Origin of the sequence: Microbispora amethystogenes (assembly GCF_016863015.1) — a bacterium.
GTDB classification, from domain to species: Bacteria; Actinomycetota; Actinomycetes; order Streptosporangiales; family Streptosporangiaceae; genus Microbispora; species Microbispora amethystogenes.
Genome location: NZ_BOOB01000006.1, coordinates 1 through 19,841, shown reverse-complemented (window position 1 = coordinate 19,841; position 19,841 = coordinate 1). Strand labels below are relative to the sequence as shown.

General features: G+C 74.1%; 12 protein-coding genes. 8 read left to right on the top strand and 4 right to left on the bottom strand.

Annotated features, from left to right (window positions below):
• Positions 1-24: 24 nt before the first annotated feature.
• Genes Mam01_RS04585 through Mam01_RS04575 form a run of 3 tightly spaced genes read left to right on the top strand, consistent with a single transcriptional unit; the run spans position 25 to position 7,774 of the window.
• Positions 25-2,265: a hypothetical protein gene (locus tag Mam01_RS04585; protein WP_204284234.1), complete on the top strand. Its 2,241-nt coding sequence runs from the start codon at positions 25-27 to the stop codon at positions 2,263-2,265.
• Positions 2,241-4,040 carry a glycosyltransferase gene (locus Mam01_RS04580; RefSeq protein WP_204284233.1) on the top strand — a complete coding sequence of 600 codons (1,800 nt, stop codon included), beginning with the start codon at positions 2,241-2,243 and terminating at the stop codon, positions 4,038-4,040. Before Mam01_RS04585 ends, Mam01_RS04580 begins: the two co-directional genes overlap by 25 nt.
• Positions 4,022-7,774 (top strand): bifunctional glycosyltransferase/CDP-glycerol:glycerophosphate glycerophosphotransferase, encoded by a 3,753-nt coding sequence (locus Mam01_RS04575; protein ID WP_204284232.1) that lies wholly within the window; start codon positions 4,022-4,024, stop codon positions 7,772-7,774. The genes Mam01_RS04580 and Mam01_RS04575 overlap by 19 nt, the downstream gene beginning before the upstream one ends.
• A gap of 31 nt (positions 7,775-7,805) precedes the next feature.
• Here the strand turns inward: Mam01_RS04575 and Mam01_RS04570 are convergent, their stop codons facing one another.
• Positions 7,806-7,985: a hypothetical protein gene (locus tag Mam01_RS04570; protein ID WP_204284231.1), complete on the bottom strand. Its 180-nt coding sequence runs from the start codon at positions 7,983-7,985 to the stop codon at positions 7,806-7,808.
• 81 nt (positions 7,986-8,066) lie between these two features.
• Here Mam01_RS04570 and Mam01_RS04565 point away from each other — a divergent pair, with 81 nt between their 5' ends.
• Together Mam01_RS04565 and Mam01_RS04560 are read left to right on the top strand one after the other, a co-directional pair.
• Positions 8,067-11,042, top strand: a complete 2,976-nt coding sequence (locus Mam01_RS04565; RefSeq protein ID WP_204284230.1) for a bifunctional glycosyltransferase/CDP-glycerol:glycerophosphate glycerophosphotransferase — start codon at positions 8,067-8,069, stop codon at positions 11,040-11,042.
• Positions 11,039-12,967, top strand: coding sequence for a glycosyltransferase family 39 protein (locus Mam01_RS04560; RefSeq protein WP_204284229.1), 1,929 nt, complete (start codon positions 11,039-11,041; stop codon positions 12,965-12,967). Before Mam01_RS04565 ends, Mam01_RS04560 begins: the two co-directional genes overlap by 4 nt.
• Before the next feature lie 80 nt (positions 12,968-13,047).
• On the opposite strand, the gene Mam01_RS04555 is transcribed toward Mam01_RS04560, so the two are convergent.
• A complete protein-coding gene (locus tag Mam01_RS04555) occupies positions 13,048-14,640 on the bottom strand; it encodes a stealth family protein (RefSeq protein ID WP_204284228.1) in 1,593 nt (530 codons plus the stop codon).
• 154 nt (positions 14,641-14,794) lie between these two features.
• Here Mam01_RS04555 and Mam01_RS04550 point away from each other — a divergent pair, with 154 nt between their 5' ends.
• Both Mam01_RS04550 and Mam01_RS04545 read left to right on the top strand, forming a co-directional pair.
• The gene (locus tag Mam01_RS04550; protein WP_204284227.1) at positions 14,795-15,676 is read left to right on the top strand and encodes a CDP-alcohol phosphatidyltransferase family protein; all 882 of its coding nucleotides are present in this window, start codon (positions 14,795-14,797) and stop codon (positions 15,674-15,676) included.
• Positions 15,677-15,798: 122 nt separating this feature from the next.
• Positions 15,799-16,839, top strand: a complete 1,041-nt coding sequence (locus tag Mam01_RS04545; RefSeq protein WP_204284226.1) for a sulfotransferase family protein — start codon at positions 15,799-15,801, stop codon at positions 16,837-16,839.
• Positions 16,840-16,860: 21 nt separating this feature from the next.
• Here Mam01_RS04545 and Mam01_RS04540 read toward each other — a convergent pair whose 3' ends face one another.
• Both Mam01_RS04540 and Mam01_RS04535 read right to left on the bottom strand, forming a co-directional pair.
• Positions 16,861-17,952 carry a LacI family DNA-binding transcriptional regulator gene (locus Mam01_RS04540; RefSeq protein WP_204284225.1) on the bottom strand — a complete coding sequence of 364 codons (1,092 nt, stop codon included), beginning with the start codon at positions 17,950-17,952 and terminating at the stop codon, positions 16,861-16,863.
• Positions 17,953-17,963: 11 nt separating this feature from the next.
• Positions 17,964-18,863 (bottom strand): PfkB family carbohydrate kinase, encoded by a 900-nt coding sequence (locus Mam01_RS04535; RefSeq protein ID WP_204284224.1) that lies wholly within the window; start codon positions 18,861-18,863, stop codon positions 17,964-17,966.
• Positions 18,864-19,010: 147 nt separating this feature from the next.
• Here Mam01_RS04535 and Mam01_RS04530 point away from each other — a divergent pair.
• Positions 19,011-19,841 (top strand): RNA-guided endonuclease InsQ/TnpB family protein (locus Mam01_RS04530; protein WP_204284223.1); only part of this gene is annotated, 831 nt, incomplete at its 3' end.

Sequence of the window (19,841 nt, the reverse complement as noted above, 5' to 3'; positions counted from 1 at the left end):
AACCGCGCAGCGTGAGGAGGGCGGGTGAGGCGAACCGCCACCCGGTCGGCGTGGGGGACGTGGATCGGCTTCGAATCCTGTCCGTCGCTGCTCGGCCGCCTCGTCGAGGGCTTCTCCGGCCCGTGGACACCGCTGGAGGACCTTCCCGTCCCCACGCCCTCCCGGGAGACCGGGCCCGTGCCGGAGACTGCGCACTCCCGGGAGACCGGGCCGGAGCAGGGGACCGGTCCCGTGTCGGAGACTGCGCACTCCCGGGAGACCGTGCCCTCGCGGGAGACTGCGCCCTCGCGGGAGACTGCGCCCTCGCGGGAGACTGCGCTCTCGCGGGAGACCAGGCCGGAGCAGGGGACCGGTCCCGTGCCGGAGACCGCGCCTTCACAGGAGACCGCCCCCGTGCGGGAGACCGGTTCCGTGGAGAAGCCCGCGCTTTCGTGGGAGACCGCATCCGTGCTGGAGACGTCGTCCGTGCTGGAGACGGGGTGCGTGGTGCTCGCGGCACGGTCCCCGGCCGACCTTCGTAGGGCCGTACCGCTGCGGGCCCTGCTGCCGCGGGCGCCGCGCGTGCGGATCGCCGTCGCGGACGTGCCACCCTGGGCGGGCCGACCGCTCCCGGCCACCGGGCAGGCGTCCTGCTGGCGCCTGCTGACCGGGCTACGGGTCGCCCGCCGCGGGCGCGGCTGGCACCTGGACGCCGCCTTCAGCGAGCCCGTCGCCGCCGGGGAGATCCTGGCCCAGGTCGCGTACGGCCTCTTCGGCACGGCCGGGACCACCACGCCCGTGGCCGGGCTGGCGGGTGTGGGCGCGGCCGAGTGGCGGCCCGGCGACGCCAACGCCACCCTCGCCCCCGCGGACGGCCCGGTGCCGGACCGGCGCGACGCCCCCGGCTGCGACCTGCCGGTGCGCGCGGGCGCCTCTCGCGTCCCGCCGGTGGACGAGGCCGTCGTCAACCCGATCGGGTTCCGGCCGCACCCGGAGGAGGGGGTCGCGGAACTCGTACCGCACCGGGACGGGTTCGCCGTCACCTGTGGCTCCGCGACTCTCGTACGGCTGCCGCCGAGCGGGCGCGTCACGGACGTGGACGTCGCCCGCCTGCGCGACGTCCGCGGAGTCGCGGTGCCCACGTCTGCCAAATTCGCGTCTGACGGGTTGGCTTCCGCCGGGTCCGCGTCGGCCGGGTTGGCGTCCACTGGGTTGGCGGCTGCTGGGCCCACGTCTGCCGGGTTGGCTTCCGCTGGGTCTGCGGCCGCTGGGTTCGCGTCCGCCGGGTCTGTGTCTACTGGACTCGCGTCTGCCGGGTTCGCGCCGGTCGTGGCGCGTGTCGTGGCCGCGCTGGCGGCCGCCGGGGTCCCGGTGCTGGCCGAGCCCGACCCGGCGCGGGACGAGGCGCTCGGGTCCGCGCTCGCCGCCGTTCTCGCCACCGTGACCACCGAGGCGCTCGCGTGCGACCTGCGCCGCGAGGAGATCAGCATCCGGCTGCGCAGGACCGCGCTGCGCGAGCACGGCTCGGCCGCGTGCTGGCGGCGGCTCGCCGCGGAGGCCGGCCTGTCCGCACCGCCGCCACCACGGGTGTCGATCCTGCTGTGCACCCGCCGCCCGGAGATGCTCCCGTTCGCGTTGGAGCAGATGGAGCGCCAGCGCGGCGTGACGGCCGAACTGATCGTGGGGCTCCACGGCTTCACCGCGCGGGAGGCGCCGCTTCCCCGCACGTCGTTGCCGGTCACCGTGATCGAGGCGCCCGGGACGACGCCGTTCGGCGAGGTCCTGAACCGGATGGCGGCCGCCGCGTCCGGGTCGTACCTCACGAAGGTGGACGACGACGACTGGTACGGCCCCGACCACCTCGCCGATCTCCTGCTCGCCCGGCTCTACAGCGGAGCCGACCTGGTCGGGTCGGCCGCGGAGTTCGTCTACCTGGAGCAACTCGACGTGACGATCAGGCGGTGCATCGGCACCGAGCGCTTCGCGCCGCTGGTGGCCGGGGGGACGATGCTGGTCACCCGGGCCGCGTTCGAGGCGGCCGGCGGCTTCCGGCCGCTGCCGAGGACGGTCGACGGCCAGCTTCTGCAGGCCGTCGAGGCGGCGGGCGGCCGGATCTACCGCACCCACGGGTTCGGCTACCTGCTGCGCCGCCGCAGCGCGTACGGCCACACCTGGCGGCAGCCGGTGCAGTCGTTCCTCGCGTCCTACCAGGAGCAGTGGCGCGGGCTGGTCTTCAACGGTCTGATGAAGGACGGTGCCCCATGGCGGGCGGAGGTGAGGACGTGACGGGGGGCGTACGCATCCCGCTCAACGACTACGGGGTGCTCGGGCAGCCGCCGGCGCCGGGGGAGTGGACCCCCACGCTCACGGTGAGCGTGGTCATCCCCGCCCACCGCGCGGAGCACACGCTGCCGCTGACGCTGGCGAGCCTGGCCCGGCAGACCTACCCGGCCCACCTGACGGAGGTCGTGGTGGTGGACGACGGCGAGCGGCCCGCGCCGGTGACCTCCGCGTGGCCGGTGCCGGAGCGGCTGCGCGTGGTCCGCCCGCGCGCCGGTGCGTGGGGAAGGGCGAGTGCCTGCGCGGCCGGGGCGGAGGCGGCCGAGGGCCAGGTGATCCTCTTTCTCGACGCCGACCTCGTGCTGTTCCCCGAACACGTCGAGGCCCAGATGCGCTGGCACCACCTCGCGGACCACCTGGTCGTGCTCGGGCACCTGAGGTTCGTGCCGGGCCTGGACGAGATTCCGGCGAATGAGGTGCTCGCCGCCGTCGAGGCGGGCGCGGTGGACAAGCTGTTCGCCGAGGAGGACGCCACCCCGCAGTGGACCGAGGGGCGCTGGGACCAGACCGACGACCTGCGCGCGGCGGGCTTCACCGCGTTCTCCGTCATGGTGGGCGCGACGGCGTCGCTGCCCGCGTCGTTGCTGCGGGCCGCCGGGGGCCTGGACGCGTCGCTCGTCCTCGGTGAGGACACCGAACTGGGCTACCGGCTCGCCCAGGCGGGGGCCGTTTTCGTACCCGACCGCGGCGCCCGGTGCTGGCATCTCGGCCGCTCAACCGTGATGCGCCGCGAGCCGGAGGTGAAGCGGCACAACTGGCCCTACCTCGCCGAACGGGTGCCCGTCTTCCGCTGGTTGCGCAGGCACCCGCACCGCACCTACCTCGTGCCGTACGTCGAGGTCGTGGTCGATGCGGGGGACGCGTCGTTCGAGGAGGTCAGAGCGACGGTCGACGGCGTGCTCGCGGGTCGCCTGCCGGACGTGCGGGTGACCGTCACCGGGCCGTGGGGGCGGCTCCGCGGCGGGCGGCGGGACCCCCTCGGCGATCCGTCGCTCGACCTGCGCCTGATGCTGGCCTGCTACGAGGGCGAGCCCAGGGTCCGGTTCCGCGAGACCGTGCCGGACGACTGCTTCCCGGTGCCGTTCCGCTTCCACTGCCCGCCGGGCTGGGTCCCGTCGCGCGGCACCATCGGGGCGGTCGTCAAGCACGCCGACCGGCAGCGGCTGGGGATCGTCTCCCTCGCACTCGACGAACGGGAGGACGGCGAGGTCGTCCACGCCCGGCTGGAGCGGACGGCCGCCGTCACCCGCGCCCGCCGCTGCGCCCGGCCCGGAGACGACCTCGACGACCTGATCCACGAGATGTTCGGCACGGTGTGGGACGCCGGCGACAAGTGGGGACTCCTGCCCGCCGGGAGCGCGGAGAGTACGGGTAGCGCCGGTGGCGCCGGTGGTGCCGGTGGTGCCGCCCCGCCTGGCCCCGGCCGCGCCTGGACGGGTGGATCCGGTGCCGACCCGGGCGCCGGGAGCGGATCCGGCCGTTCAGGGTCCCGAGGTTCTGGGGCCGGTCGTCTAGGGCTCCGCCGTCTTCGGGCTCGCCGGTTCGGGCTTCGCCGTTTCCGGGCCGGTCGTCTCGGGCTTCGCCGACTTGGGGCTCGCCGGTTCGGGCTTAGCCGATTCGGGGCCCGTCGTTCACGGCCGTTGCGTCGTACCGCCCGCCTGCTGCGCCGGCGCCTGCGCGCCCTTGTGCGAAAGGACCGCTCGTGCCCCGCATCAGTGTGATCGTCCCGATCTACGACGTGGAACCGTACCTCGCCGCCTGTCTGGCCTCGGTCGCCGCGCAGACCTGGGAGGACGTCGAGGTCGTCATGGTCGACGACGGATCGCCCGACGGCAGCGCCGAGATCGCCGCCGGCTTCGCCGAGAAGGACGCGCGGTTCCGGCTGATCCGCCAGGCCAACGCAGGGCTCGGCGCGGCACGAAACACGGGAGTGCGTCACGCGACCGGGGACCACCTCATGTTCCTCGACAGCGACGACCTGCTGCCCGCGCACGCCCTCGAATACCTCCTGGCCGCCCTGGAGCGGACCGGGTCCGACCTCGCCACCGGCAACGTGCTGCGGCTGGACGGCCGGGGCGCCCGCCAGTCGGCCATGCACCGGCCCGTCTTCGCCGACGCGGCGGACGCCACCCACATCACCCGCAGGCACGCGCTGCTGCGCGACCGCCTGGTCACCAACAAGCTCTGGCGTCGTTCGTTCTGGGACGCCCACGGCTTCGCCTTCCCCGAGGGCGTCCTGTACGAGGACATCGCGGTGGCGCTGCGCGCCCACTTCCTGGCACGGTCGGCCGACGTGCTGCCCGCCCCGGTCTACCTCTGGCGGCGGCGCGAGGGCGGCGGTCCCTCGGCGACTCCCTCGGTCACCCCTTCGGCCGTTGCTTCGATCGCCCCTTCGATCACGCAGGACAAGACGCGGGCCGGGCATCTGGAGGGCCGCTTCGCCGCCGTCACCGAAGTGCGCCGTTTCCTGAGCGAGCACAACTTCACCGCGCACATCCACGCCTGGGACCACGCCGTTCTCGACGCCGACCTGACAAACTTCCTCGACGTGCTCGACCAGGGGTCCCCCGCATTCCAGGACCGCTTCCTCGACCTCGCCGGCCGCTATCTCGACGAGGTGGCGTCATGCGTTCTCGACGACCTGCCCGCTCTGCGGCGGGTGGAGTGGCATTTGGTGCGGGAACGCCGCCTCGCCGCCCTGCTGGACGTCCTCGCCTGGGACCGCGAGGTGGAGCCCGACCGGCGGCTCGTCCGCAGGGTGGGCGGCCACCACCTGAACGTCCCCCTCGCGCGCGACCCCGAGCGTGACTCTGAGCGCGACTCCGTGCGCGACATCCCGGCCGCCGTCACCAGGGCCAGGGACGAACTCGTCCCCCGGCACCGCATCGACGCGATCCGGTGGGAGGACGGCGTACTCGTGGTCGAGGGCCGGACGGCTCCGCCGTACCTCCGCCCGACCCGGCGCATCCACCAGCAGGTCTTCGCCGCGCTCGTCCACGAGCGGACCGGACGCCGGATCCGGGTCCCGGCCGCCGTCACCAGGGCCCGGGTGACGGCGAAGGGCGCGGAACGGGACTGGGGCGGTTTCCGGCTCGCGATCGACCCCGGGGTGCTCGCCAGGCCGGGCAGGCTCGGGCGGTGGCACGTCGAGCTTCGGGTCCTCCACCGGGGGGTCGTCCGGCGCGGGCGGTTGTCCGATCCGCGCACCGCCGCCGCGTCCGTGGTGGCGGAGGCGGGCTACCGGAGCGTGGGTCCCGACCACTACGTCGCGCCGCTGCTCGGCGAGACGGGCGACCTGGTCCTGCGCTCCGTACGGGAGACCGCGCGGGTGGTCACCGGCGAGGTGCGCGACGGCCGCCTGCGGCTCGTGGGCCACGTCGTCAACGACCTCGGCCCATGCCCGGTGCTCCAGGTCACCCGGCGTCCCGGCGGGATTCCCCGTACGTACCCCGTGAACATCGACCGGCGCACGTTCGAGGCCGTGGTCGATCTGCGCGACCTGCTGCCCGCGTCCCGGCACACGGTGCCGCCGGAGGTCGCCGTGCCGTACACGTGCTGGGAGGTCGAGGTGCGGGCCGCGGGCGGGGAGGCGACGCCGGTGACCGTCGCCGACGACGTGCCGCTCGGCCGGTACGGCCTGGCCGGACCGACCGGCCGGGAAATCGTCGTGTTCCGCGACCGGACCGGCGGCCTGATCCTGCGCGACCAGCCCATGGTGGCGTACGCCGACCTCGCCGAGTGGCTTCCCGGCGGTGAACTGCTCATCGAGGGTGGTCTCGCGGTGCAGCACCAGGTGTCCGCGCTGGTGGTGACCGCGCTCGACCCCGTCGTCACCGGGTACGGCGAGTGGTCGCTGCCGATCGAGGGCTCCGGCACCCGGTTCCGGGCGCGGCTCACGCCCGAAGAGGTCGCCGGGCCTGCCGGGCGGCTGCCGCTGCCCCGCGGACGGTACGCGCTGTCGGTCCGCGCCCGTCCGGTTCCGGATCCCCGCGCGCTGGACCCGCGCGCGTCGGGCTCACAGGCGCCGGGCTCACAGGCGTCGGGTTCGCAGGCGTCGGCCGGGGCCGCCGGAAGGCCGGAACCACCCGTCCGGCCGGAACCGCTGGGGCCGTTGGAGCCGGTGGTGCCGTTCGCGCCGCTGACACCGATCGTGCCCGTCGAACCGACTGTGCCTCTGGAGCCTCTGGGGGCAATCGAGCGGGCCGAGCCGGTGGACCTGCCGCTGGAGTTCGACACCGACGTGCCGGCGATCCACCAGACGGCCCGCCGTACGTTCGGGATCGTCGTGCCGGGCCCGGGTCGTGCCGTGCTGACGGTGAGCGGCGACCTGACCGCCGACGAGCGCGGAAAGAAGGCCCAGCGGACGCTGCGCACGCGGACGTACCCGCAGATGCGGGGACGGCCGCTCCGCGACGCCGTCCTGTTCGACGGGGGAGGCGGCACCCGTTTCGGCGGCAGCCCGAGGGCGGTGTGCGAGGAACTGCGCCGCCGGGGGACCGACCTGCCGCTGCTGTGGAACGTGCGGGACGGCCAGGTCGCACTGCCCGGCGACATCGAACCGGTGCGCACGCTGGGGCGGGAGCACTACGAGGCCCTCGCCCGGTGCCGCTACATCGTCACCGACGCGCCGCTGCCGCCGTGGTTCGAGCGCAGGCCCGGCCAGGTGGTCGTACAGACCTGGCAGGGGCCTGTGCTCACCTGGCAGGGGCCCGCGCTCACCGAGCCTGGGTCTACCGAGCCTGTGCCCACTGAGCCTGTGCCCACTGAGCCCGGGCGCACGTCCACGGACGCGGCCGGCGTCCGCGGGGCGGGTCAGTGGACCCATCTCGTGTCCGCGGGCCCGTGGTGGACGCCGCTGCTGCGGCGGACGCCCGGCTTCGAGGGAGAGGTGCCGGAGACCGGCCTGCCGTGCGACGACCTGCTGACCGGCCCCGACGCTCGCGACCGCGCCGCGGAGGTGCGGCGCCGCCTCGGCCTGCCGGAGCACGCCCGCGTCCTGCTGTACGCCGCGGGGGAGCACGACACGCTCGACGCCGGGCGCCTGGCGGCCGGGCTTCCAGAAGGCCATGTCCTGCTGGTCCGCCATCCGGTGGCCGCCCGGCCGGATGCCGTCCGCCTGCGGGACGTCAGCGGGCATCCGGACCCGCACGAGCTGTACCTCGCCGCCGACGTCCTGGTCACCGGGGACGTGGCGGCGGTGTTCGACTTCGCCGTGACGGGACGCCCGGTGCTCCTGCATGCCGGGCGGCCGCGGGATCTGTGGCTTCTGCCCGAGGCGCCGGGGCCGGTGCTGCGCGGCGGCGCCGGGGCGGAGGACGCGGTGCTCGACGCACTCACGCACCTGGACGAGGTGGCGGACAAGCACCGGGACGCGTACGCCGCGTTCCTGGCGAGGTATCGCCCGATGGCCGACGGACAGGCCGCCCGCCGCCTGGTGGACGCCCTGTTCGGCTGACCACCACGATACGCGTGCCGCTCTTCGATGATCAGGGGTCGAAGACGTCCGTCGCACCGATGGCGATCCTGGCCCGGACGCCCTCCACCGACATCGACGGTCCCGAGACGCCGCGCACCAGCACCGGCAGGTGCGCCGCCGCGGCCTCCGCAAGTTCGGCCGCCGGCACCGGCGATCCCGGCGTTCCGAGCACCTCCAGCAGCCGGCTCACGGGTCAAGAGCGCGTAAAGCGATCGCAAAGCAATGGGGATCGGCCGGGTGGCGTGCCGCCGCGCGTCGGCATCCTGACGGCGTGACGGAGCTTCCCAGGCTCTCGGTGGTCGTCCCGCTGCACGGCGGGGAGGAACACGCCGAGGAGTGCCTCAAGTCCCTGCACGCCCAGACTCTCGACGACATCGAGGTGATCCTCGCCGGACGGCCGGAGGGTCTGCGGCCGCCCGGCCCGGGGTTCACGCTGCTCGCGCTCGGCGACGGCGGTGACGATCCTGGCGCGGCCCGAAACGCGGGCGCGGCCTTCGCCACCGGCCGCTACCTCGCCTTCGCCGACCCCGGTTCGGTCGTCCCCGCCGACGCATACCGCGCGCTGGTCGACGCACTCGACCACACCGGCTCCGACCTCGCCTGCGGCAGGATCCGCCGCTGGAGCCCGTACGCCTCCGGCGGGACCACCACGGAACCGGGACGTACGCCGGAGGCGGGATCGAGAGCGGGGGCGGCGGCGCGGTTGCGCACGCACATCACCCGGCATCCGAAGCTGCTGGACGACCCACGGGCGGGCGGCACGGTGTTCCGCCGGGAGTTCTGGAACAAGCACGGGTTCGCCTTCCCCGCGGGGCTGAGTGAGGACTTCCCGGTGACGATCCCCGCGCACGTGCTGTCCACCTCGGCCGACGTGCTCGGCGACGTGGTCTGCCTGACGCGCGGGTCCCGGCCGCCGGCCGATCCGCTGCGCCGCCTGCGGGCCATGCTGGAGGTGTCGGACCTGCTCGGACGGCACGCGCCGCGACTGCGCGCGGCATACGACCTGCGCCTGGCCGAGGGGCCCGACCTCGAAGCGGTGCTGGACGCCGTACGCGACCGGGTCCCGGACGGGCTCGCCGAGGCCCTGGGCCGCCTGGACCCCGGCGCGGTCGAACGGCTGCCGGTCCTCGCGAGGCTCCGGATCCACTTCGCCGCGCACGGCATGACCGGGGAACTGGCGGAGCTGCGGATGTTCGCCGAGTCGGAGATCAGGCACAGGGGAGTGCTCCGGCGCGGGCTGGTCCGCCGCCACTGGTACCTCGACTATCCCTTCCGCCGCGACCCCCGGCTCCCGCGTTCGCTGTTCGACGCGACCCGCGACCTGCGGCTGGTCGCCCGCGCCGACGACGTACGGCCGTCAGGCGGCGGGCTCCTGCTGACCGGCCACGCGTACATCGCCCACCTGGACAGCGGACGCGGCCGGATCGAGGTGTGGCTGCAGCGGGAGGAGGAGCGGATCGCCCTGCCGGTGCGGCGGACCCGCAGGCCCGACGTGACCGCCGACTCCCGGCAGTCGGTCGTGTGCCACGACGACTCCGGCTTCGAGGCCGTGATCGCCCTCAACACCCTGCCTCCCGGCCGGTGGGCGCTGCACGCGCGGGTCCGGGCGCGGGGAGTGACCCGAGTGGGCCGGGCGACCGGGGCGCCGGGCGAGCGCGTCGTCGACATCGCGGGCGTGCGCGTCTCCCTCACGCACGAGCGAGGCCTCACACTCACGGTCGGCGCCGGTGACGGCTCGCTCACCAACCCCGACGTCGGGCACGTCGGCGCTGTGCGCTGGACGGACGCGGGGGAGCTGGTCCTGGAGGGGCCGGGCCGGTTCTCCGGCGACCGGATCGCCCTGGAGCGCGGCGCCGAGCGCCACTTCTGGCCGATCCGTCAGGACGAGGACGGATGGACGGCCGTGATCGGCAGGACGGCCGACGGGCTGCCGCTCGCCGCCGGCACCTGGCGTGTGCTCGCCGGGGACGAGCGCGTCCGGCTCAGCCCGGCCCTGATCGCCGACCTGCCCCGGCCGCATGTCGCCGGGCTGCACGAGGTCTCCTTCCGTACGGCCCGCGACGGCGCGCTCAGCCTCGCGGTGCGGCCGGCTCTCGGCCCGCACGAACGGGGGCCGTACGCCACGCGCAGTCGCCTGGCCGCGGCACGGTCCCGCACGAGCGGCCGCACCGGGCGACGGACGGCGTTGCGGAACGCGGCCGTCTTCGACAGCTACGGCGGCGGCCAGTATTCGTGCAACCCCCGGGCCGTCTCGGAGGAACTGGCGCACCGTCACCCCGATGTCGAGATCGTCTGGGTCACCCGGGACGGGCAGTTCACGGTGCCCCCGGGCGTGCGCCTGGTCCTGCACGGCTCACGCGAGCACGAGGAGGCGCTGAGCACCAGCCGCTTCGTCGTGGCCAACCGGCGCACGCAGCCGGGCTGGTATCACAAGCCGCGCGGCCAGACCGTCGTGCAGACGTGGCACGGCACGCCGCTCAAGCGCCTGGGGCTCGACCTGGAGGGCATGCCGTACGCGCGGCAGGCGCCGCGGGCGGAGCTGACCCGGCAGGTGGCGACCTGGGACCTCCTGCTGTCGCCGAGCCCGTTCGCGACCACCGCGCTGCGCCGCGCGTTCGGCTACGCGGGCGAGGTCCTGGAGTCGGGCTATCCCCGCAACGATGTGCTGTTCGACCTCGCACGCACCCGGGCCGTACGGCGGCGGCTGGGCGTGCCGGACGACCGGCGGGTCGTCCTCTACGCGCCCACCTGGCGGGACGACGAGCCGGAGGGCGCGGGCCGGCTCGCCCTGGACCTCACCCGGGCGGCCCGGGCGCTGGACGACGACGACCTGCTGCTCGTACGGGCCCACTATCTGGTGGCGCGGCATCTGGCGATCCCTGAGGGGCTCGGCCACCGCATCCGCGACGTCTCGAAATTTCCGGATATGGCCGATCTGCTGGCGGCCGCGGACGTGCTGGTCACCGACTACTCGTCGGCGATGTTCGACTTCGCCTGCACCGGGAGGCCGATGGTGTTCTTCGCTCCCGATCTGGAGCGCTACCGGGACGAGGTGCGCGGCTTCTATCTCGACTTCGAGGCCGTGGCCCCCGGGCCGGTCGTCAGGACCGGTGACGACCTGCTCGACGTGCTGCGGTACGGCGACCTCGGACCCTTCTCGGCGCGTTACGAGGAGTTCGCCCGAAGGTTCTGCCCCTGGGACGACGGGCACGCCTCGGCGCGCGTGGTCACGCGCATGCTGCCGTGAGCGAGCGCACCGGCGGCCGCGCCGCCGCTCCCGACGCCTCCAGCCCCACACCCCCGGGATCAGCACGGGCGCGGACGGGCCGGGCGCGGATGTTCCTCGGGCGGGCCGGCGTGCCGGCGGGTGGGGTGGACGCGTTTCGTGCGAGGGCCGATGCGCGGGCGGGACGGATATGGACGTTCCTCGTGAGGGCCGGTGCGGCGGCGGGTCGGGTGCGACGGCCGTCGGCCGTCACCGCCGTTCCGGCCGTGCTCGCGCTCGCCGCCGGGCTGTGGGACCTCGGCGGCCCGCCGCTGTGGCGCGACGAGGCCGCCACCGTGAGCGCGGCCGTACGCACCCTCCCGCAGACGGCCCACCTGCTGTCGTCGGTCGACGCCGTCCACGGCCTCTACTACGCGCTGATGCACGTGGTCGTCGGCGTCTTCGGCACGGCCGAGGTGGCGCTGCGGCTGCCGTCGGTCCTCGCGGGGGCGCTGGCCGCCGCCGGGACCGGCGCGCTCGGCCGCGCTCTCGGCCTTCCCCGGGCGGGCCTGTACGGCGGGACGCTCCTGGCCCTCATGCCGATCTTCTCCCGGTACGTCCAGGAGGCGCGGTCGTACCCGATGACGACGGCCCTGGCCGTCGGCGTGACGCTGCTGCTCCTGCGCGTGCTGCGGTCGCCCACCCCGGCGGCGCTGGCCGGATACGCGGTGGCGCTGACCGCCCTCGCCTACCTCAACCTCTTCGCGTTCCTGATCGCGGGGGCGCACGGCGTGGTCGTGGTCCTGTCGCGGGGGCCGCTCGCGCGATGGGCCTGTGCCACGGCGGCGTCGTCGGTGGCCGTGGCGCCGCTGGCCTGGCTCGGCTCTGGTCAGGGCGCGCAGGTGAGCTGGATCCGCCGACCCGAGGCGGCCGACGTGGGGCGGCTCGCCGTCCAGATGTTCGGGGATCTCGGCGCGACGACCCCGCCGCGCTGGCCGGGGCTCGCTCCACCGGGGCCGCTCGGCGTCGCCGCGCTCACGGCGCTCGGGGTCGCCCCGCTGGCTTGGGGTCTCGCCCTCCTCGGCCTTGCTCTCGGCCTGGTCAACGGCATCCGCGCCGCCCGCGTCGCGAGCCCCGTATGCCCGGCCAAGGTGGGGGCGGGCGAGCGGGGTGGCCCGGGTGAGGTGGGCGTGGACGATCCAGGCGCGGCGATGGCGGATGTGGGCAGGTTGGGCGCGGACCGGATGGGCGCGGCGGCGCGCGGAGCCGTGGCGGGGTGGCGGGGCGCGGGGGGCGCCGGAGGGCACGCGGCCCTGGTGCGGGTGACCGTGCCGTGGTTGCTCGTCCCCGCGACGGTGCTGCTGGCGGCGTCCTGGGCCGCGCATCCCGTGTACGTCTTCCGGTACGTCCTCTGCTGCGTTCCGGCGGCGGCACTGCTGGCCGGTGCGGGTCTCGCCGCGCTGCCCACCGGAGTTGCCGTCGCCGCGCTGGCCGCATGGATCGGGCTCTCGGTGCCGGGGCAGCTCGCCACGCGCGGGCCGGACGGCAGGCAGGACGACCCGCGCCCGGTCCTGGCGCTGCTCGCCTCCGCCGCGCGGCCTGGGGACGGGGTGATGTTCGTGCCCGCGAAGGTCCGGAAGTACGTCACGGTCTACCCGTCGGTCTTCGGCAGGCTGAGTGACATCGCGCTGGCGCGGTCACCGGAGTGGGACGGCAGCTTCGCGGGCCGCGAGGTCGGCCCCCGAGTGCTGGCCGCCCGCCTCGCGGGGCTGCGTACGCTCTGGGTCGTCGGCCACACCGGCAAGGCGGGTCTCACCGGTCGCCGGCTCGACGTGGTGACCCGCGCGTTCGTCCCGGCCGGGCGCTGGACCTCGCGCGGCATGTACGCCGAGAGGTACGAGGCGCGCGGCGACCCTCGGGCGGACGCCGCGGGCGCGAGAGGCGCGGCAGGCGGGACAGGAGCATAGGCCAGGCCGAGAGGTGACGGCGGGCGGCGGCAGTGAGTGGATGGGGGGTGACGGCAGGGCGCGGCGGGGGTCGCCGGGGCTCACCGCTCGAACGGCGCCGGGGTCGGGAAGTAGGCCTCCAGGAACCGCGCGAGCAGCGCGTCCTGCTCGTCGTCGGTCGGCGACGTGTCGTTCAGGCAGAACACGTCGTGCCTGCGCCGGGCGAGCATGCGGCGCAGCCGGGCGGGCGTCTTGGGCAGGGAGAGATCCACGTATGTGTAGTCGACCAGGCCGGGGACGGCCCGCCCGCTGAGATAGCCGTAGTAGTGCGCCAGCGAGGACACCACCGAGATGTCCCGCGACGTGCGGAACCTGCTGCGGGCCGTCGCCTGGAACTCGGCGGCGAACCGCTCCTCGATCTCGTACATCAACGACCGGCGCAGCGCGTACGGCACGTGCTTCAGCTTCTGCGTGATCGTCCGGCCGCTGAGGTCCTCCAGGATGCGCCGGTTGTTCATCCCGGCCGCGTGCACCGGGGACTCCTCGGCCTCCGGCACGCCGAAGGGCACGTGGACCGTGCTGGGGAAGAACCGGGTGATCCCGTTGCCCTCGAAGAACGTGCGCGGCGCCAGCGGCCGGCCGAGGAAGAAGTCGTCGTTGAAGTAGAGGAAGTGCTCGCTGAGCCCCTCGATGTGGTGCAGCTGGGTCTCGATGGCGTGCGAGTTGAACACCGGCAGCACCGACGTGTCGGTGAAGATCTCCTTGTGGTCGACCACCGACACCATCGGGTGGGTGGTGTCGAGCCACGGGGGCGTCTGGCCGTCGGTGACGATCCATATCCGGTTGACCCAGGGGGCGTACATCAGCAGGGAGCGCAGCGAGTAGCGCAGCTCGTCCCGGCTGGTGAAGCGCGCCTCGGTGGTCGCCATCTCGCTCAGCGGGCCGCCGACGCGCCGCGCCTCCTCGCGCTGCGCCTCGTCGCGGCGGGCCCGCCAGGCGGGGTCGGCGCCGTCCACCCACGTGTAGACGGCGTCGATCGGGAAGTCGATGTCGTCCAGCAGCCGCCGGAGGAACTCCGGCCGGGTCCGGTAGGCGCGGGCGCGGCGGGCCGGGCACGCGAGGGGCAGAAACAGCTCCTCGCCACCCTCCGCCACCGGGCCGTCGGCCGGGACGCGGTCGCACGCCGGGTTGGGTCGCGGCCCGGCCAGGTCGTCGCCCTCGCGGGCCCAGAACTCCAGGTCGAGGCCGCTTTCGGGGCCGAGCGTGAGCGTCCGCGACGGGCTGGCGAAATACATGGCCAGCCGCACGACCCGGGCGTCGCCCAGCAGCGGCGCGGCCCGCCGCACCGGGCGCATCCGCCCCGCGTCCGCCTGGGCCCGCGCCCCCGGCCTGCCGTACGGCTGCCGCGCGGCGAACAGCGGGTGGGCGCCCGCGGCGAGCGCGGCGAGCGCGCGCTCGCGGTCCTCCTCGGGCACCGCGACCACCGGCGGGCGGTCGGGCAGCGGGCGCACGCAGAAGTACGGCACCGCGGCCCCGGCCAGCAGGGCGCAGACCACGTCCAGCGTCTCGCGCTGAGCCTGCAGCGGGCTCGCGTCAGCCCGGATGAGCGCGGCCTTCGGTGTGGTGGGCTCCACGGCCGGCAGCCGACCGCGCAACCGCCCCTGCAGCCGCCGGTACAACGTGACAACGGGCATGGCCTCCCCCTCGGACACGGACTGTAACGGATCGGCCACCGGATTGGGGGATGGTTTACCTACTTGGGATGCCGGTCAAGAAGTGGCAACGAGATGCCCTCTCTGTTACAGAAGAGCAGGCGAACGGCTACCGCTTGTAGTCATTGTTGCCTTCATGGGAGGCTTCACGCTGAACGACATCCTCGCGACGCGCAAGCCGAGGGACTCGTGGTGGACCGTCTTCATGGTCGATCCGCTCGCCTGCCGACTCGCGCTGCTCGCGGCCAACCACACCTCCGTCACGCCGAACGGCCTGACCAGGCTGTCCATGCTGGTCGGCTTCGCCTCGGCGGCCGCATTCGCGGAGGGCATGCTCGTCGCCGGGGCGGCGCTGTTCTATCTGAGCTTCACGGTCGACTGCATGGACGGGAAGATCGCCAGGCTGAAGGGCACGGGGACGCCCTTCGGGCTGTGGCTCGACTACGTCGGCGACCGGGTGCGGGTGGTGTGCTGCGCCTTCGGCTGGGGGTTCGGGGAGTACTCCCGCTCGGGGGACCCGGAGTTCGTGCTCGCCGCGGTGGGCGTCGTCGTGCTCGACCTGTTCCGCTACATCAACGGCCCGCAGCTCAAGCGGGTGAAGGACGCCACCCGCGCGCTCGTCGAGGCGCGCCTGGACGGGCAGTGCGTGCTCGCCGAGAGCGTCCTGCGCGCCCGGCCGCGCAGCGAGCTCGGGCAGGCCGCCGGCGAGGCCGTGGCCGGGGACGGCGCCACGGTCGTCGACCTGCAGAAGGCGTTCCACGCCCGCTTCCCCTGGTACGACCGGTTCCGGGTATTCCTGGTGCGGCGGCGGGTGCGGACCCACGTGATGAGCGGCATCGAGTTCCACGCCGCGGTCTTCGTGGTGGGCCCGCTGCTCGGGGCCCGGGCCCTGGTGCCGGTCTCCGTCGTGGCCGGGGGGCTGCTGCTGCTCTTCGAGATGAGCCTCGTCTACCGCGTCTGGCTGGCGGCCCGCCAGGTGCCGAGCACCGCCGCGGAGCGCGAGAAGATCATGATCTGACCGGCCCCGGCGGCCGGCTCCACACGTTCGCACGGCACGCGCCGTGGGATCCGCGTCACGGACGCGCCCGGGGGAGGGCGGCGGCCGTACGCCTGGCAACTTCATCACGGGGGATTGATCTCATGCATTCGGACAGGCCTGTCTTCGTCGTCGGCTGCCCGCGCTCCGGCACCACCATGCTCCAGCTCATGCTGCACTCGCACCCGCGCATCGCCGTGCCGCCGGAGACGCGGTTCCTCGTTCCGGCCTACTTCTCCCGCCGCGCGTACGGCGACATGCGCCTCGCCGACAACCGGCGCCGGCTGGCGGGCTGGATCGCCGAGGGCCGCACCACCAAGTTCCACGAGCTCGGGCTGAGCCGGCCCGACTTCGTCCAGGCGGCCATGCTCGGCCCGGGCAGCTTCGGCTCGGTCGTCGGCATGGTCTTCAAGTGCTACGCCGAGCGCTTCGGCAAGCCGCGCTGGGGCGACAAGCGGCCCAGCTACTACCGGCACGTCGAGATGCTCATGCGGCTGTTCCCCGACGCGCAGTTCGTCCACCTCGTCAGGGACGGCCGCGACTGCGTGGCCTCGCTGAAGCAGATGCCCTGGTACAAGGAGGACGCCGTGCACGCGATGGCCAACTGGGCCGAGGCGGTCGACTTCGGCCGGCGGAACGCGCGCAAGCTGCCGCCGGGCGGCTTCTTCGAGCTGCGCTACGAGGACCTCACGGCCGACCCGGAGACCGAGCTCAAGAAGCTGTGCGGGTTCCTCGGCGAGGACTACGACCCGGCGATGTGCGAGCCCCGCCACATGGCCGAGCTGGCCGTTCCCCGGCACAAGGTCTGGCACAGCAACACGCACGAGGAGGTCACCACCGCCCACTCCGGCAAGTGGGCCTCCCGGCTGGAGCCCTGGGAGATCTCGCTGTGCGAGGAGGTGCTGGGCGAGCGGCTCACCGCGTACGGCTACGAGCTCAGCGGCGCGCGCAAGGCCGACCGCGACCACGTCAGCGCGTACAAGGAGGCGGTGAGCAAGCGCCGTGCGGCGCGGCAGCGCAAGTACAACCGCGACCGGCTCACCCGGCTGCGCGAGCCGGGGCCGGTCGCCGCCCTGCTGACCGAGGGCCAGCGCCGGCTCGCCGGCCTGCCCCAGCAGCGCACCCCCGACCTGATCCGCGCCTGATCCCCTGAGGCGACGGCGGGATCACGGCGGCGGGGCGACGGAGGCGCGCTCGACGAGGCGGGAGCGCAGCGTGTGCGTCTCCCGGACGGGCTCGCCGCCCCGGATGCCGTCGAGGAGCACCTGGGCCGCCTTCGCGCCGAGGTCGTGCACGGGCTGCGCGATCATCGTGAGCGGCGGGTCCATGACCGCCGCCCACGCGCTGTCGTCGAACCCGATCAGGGCGACGTCGCGCGGGTAGGCGAGGCCGGCGGCCCGCAGGGCGCGGAGGGCTCCGGTGACCGCGTCGGTCTCCGTGCAGAACAGCGCGGTGATGCGGTCGGGCAGGGCGACCATGCGGGCGACCTCCTCGGTGACCCGTTCCTCCAGCTTGCGCCCGACCATCACCAGGTCGGGATCGAAGGGGATCCGCGCGTCGTCGAGCGCGTCCAGGTAGCCGCGCAGGCGCTCGCCGTCGGTCCACAGGTTGCGGGACGCCGCCTCCAGCAGTTCGCGGCGGGTCGCGGGCGGCCGCTCCATGGGCGGTCCCCACACGAAGCCGATCCGCCGGTGCCCCGCCGCGATCAGCCGTTCGACCGCCTCGCGCGCCGCGTCGCGGTTGTCGATGACGACCGCGTCGAGGTCGAGCGACGGGACGGCCCGGTCGACGAGGACGACGGGGACGCCGCGGTTCAGCGCCTCCTTGATGTGGCCGACGTCCCGGCCGCCGACGGCGGCGGACGCGATGATCATGCCGTCCACGCGCTTGTCGATCAGCACGTTCGTGGCGGCGATCTCCTCGTCGAGGTCCTCGTACGTGCTCAGCACGATCGTGTCGAAGCCCCCGGCCCGGGAGGCGTCGCAGATGCCGCGCACCACTCCGGCGAAGAAGGGGTTGCCGATGTCGGCGACGATCACCCCGATGGTGTGGCTCACGCCCGTCGACATGCTGCGGGCGAGCGCGTTGGCGCGGTAGCCGAGCTTGTCGGCGGCCGCGAGCACGCGCCCCCGCAACTCGGGGCTGACGTGCCCGTAATTGCCGAGCGTGCGGGCGGCGGTCGCCCGTCCGACGCCGGCCTCGGCGGCCACCTCGGAGATCGTCGGCCGTCCGGCGGCCTGGCCCCGGTCAGTCGGCATGTCCGGCGTCCTCACTTCTCGCGATCACCAGATGGCCACATGGTAGCCACGACGGGCCGCCCGTGGCCGAAGGCGCCTTCGACCAGGCACTGGTCGTGGGCCGAGCGCGCGCCGGCGCGCAGGGCGCTCCCGATCGCGTCCGGTCCCGGCGCCGTCCCCGTCCGCCACCCGGCGCGCAGCAGGTTGGCCACGAACCCGGCGAGGAAGGCGTCGCCGCAGCCCATGGTGTCGACCATCAGGCCGGGCTCGGTCACCCGCCGCGCGGGGGCCGCGAGCGTGACCCGTCCGTCGTGCGCGATCGCCCCCTCCTCGCCCCGGGTGGCGAGCGCGAGCCCCGCGCCCCGCCGTACGGCGTCGGCGAGCAGGGCGCGGGTGGCGGCCTCGTCGAGGTGCGAGCACGACAGCAGCACGAGGTCGGCGTGCGGGCAGATCCGGTCGAGGTACGCCGGGGTGCGGAACTCGTCCTCGCTGGACAGGTCGTAGCTCACCAGCGCGTCCAGACGGGCCAGCTTCGGCAGTTCGCTCTCCGCGGCGGAGTAGACGCTGGAGTGCACCAGGTCGAAGGAGGCGGCGTACCGCAGGAGGTCGTCGTCGAGGACGATCGGCTCCCTGGTCGTGACGCCGCCGCCGTTGAAGCCGAGGAAGATCCGCTCGCCGTCGTCGACGCGCAGGGTCGAGACGCCGCTCTCTCCGGCCCGTACGACGCAGCGGTCGGTCGCGACGCCCTGCGCGGAGATCGACGCGCGCAGGAAGCCGCCGAGCTCGTCGTCGCCGAACACGCCCAGATAGGCGGCGTCGAGGCCGAGGCGGTGGGCGTAGACGGCCACGTTCACGCTGTTGCCGCCGGGATACTCGATGCCGCGGTCGACGAACCGGTCGACGATGTTGTCGCCGAAGCCGAGGACTCTCATCAAGATCCTTCGTGAAGACCCCCGCCTTCAGGCGGGGGAGGAATCGGACTTCCTGCGGAGCAGGGCAGGGGCAGGCGGTTCGCCGCCAGGCGAACCGCCGTGTCGAACAACTGCGCGATGCTCGACTGAGCGTGCATGATGTGAGGCGTGGCGCAGATCGTGAAGCGGGCCTATAAGTACCGCTTCTATCCCACCCCCGAGCAGGCGTCCGAGCTTGCCCGGACGTTCGGGTGCGTGCGCCTGGTGTACAACAAGGCGCTGGAGGAACGAAGTCGCGCCTACACCCTGGAGGGCCGCCGCGTCTCCTACGCGGAGTCCTCCGCCTTGCTGACGGCGTGGAAGCGGACCGAAGAGCTGGCGTTTCTGGCTGAGGTGTCCTGTGTGCCGTTGCAGCAGGCGTTGCGGCACCTGCAGGCCGCGTTCGCGAACTTCTTCGCCAAGCGGGCCAGGTACCCCACCTTCAAGTCGCGGAAGAAGTCGCGGGCGTCGGCCGAATGCACCCGCTCGGCGTTCCGCTGGCGAGACGGCCGGCTCACGCTGGCGAAGATGGACCTCCCGCTGGCCATCGTGTGGTCGCGTCCGCTCCCGGAGGGCGCGGAGCCGTCCACGGTGACCGTGAGCAGGGACGCGGCCGGGCGGTGGTTCGTGTCCCTCCTGGTCGAGGAGACGATCCGCCCCCTCACCCCCACCGGGAATGCGGTCGGCCTGGATGCGGGGATCACCAGCCTGGTGGCCCTGTCCCGCCCGATCCCCGGGGTGACTGACGAGGACGGCAAGGTCGCCAACCCCGGGCATGAGCGCACCGACCGGCGCAGGCTGGCCAAGGCCCAGCGCTCGCTGGCGCGCAAAGCGGCGGGCAGCGCGAACCGGGCCAAGGCCCGGCTGAAGGTCGCCCGCGCCCACGCCCGGATCGCCGACCGGCGCCGGGACTTCCTGCACAAACTCAGCACTCGGCTCGTCCACGAGAACCAAGTGGTC

Bases quoted from the DNA above. Each gene is read 5' to 3' on its own strand.
- Mam01_RS04580 (WP_204284233.1), top strand. From the start codon at position 2,241: ATGGCGGGCGGAGGTGAGGACGTGACGGGGGGCGTACGCATCCCGCTC.
- Mam01_RS04555 (WP_204284228.1), bottom strand. From the start codon at position 14,640: ATGCCCGTTGTCACGTTGTACCGGCGGCTGCAGGGGCGGTTGCGCGGT.
- Mam01_RS04550 (WP_204284227.1), top strand. From the start codon at position 14,795: ATGGGAGGCTTCACGCTGAACGACATCCTCGCGACGCGCAAGCCGAGG.
- Mam01_RS04545 (WP_204284226.1), top strand. From the start codon at position 15,799: ATGCATTCGGACAGGCCTGTCTTCGTCGTCGGCTGCCCGCGCTCCGGC.
- Mam01_RS04540 (WP_204284225.1), bottom strand. From the start codon at position 17,952: ATGCCGACTGACCGGGGCCAGGCCGCCGGACGGCCGACGATCTCCGAG.
- Mam01_RS04535 (WP_204284224.1), bottom strand. From the start codon at position 18,863: ATGAGAGTCCTCGGCTTCGGCGACAACATCGTCGACCGGTTCGTCGAC.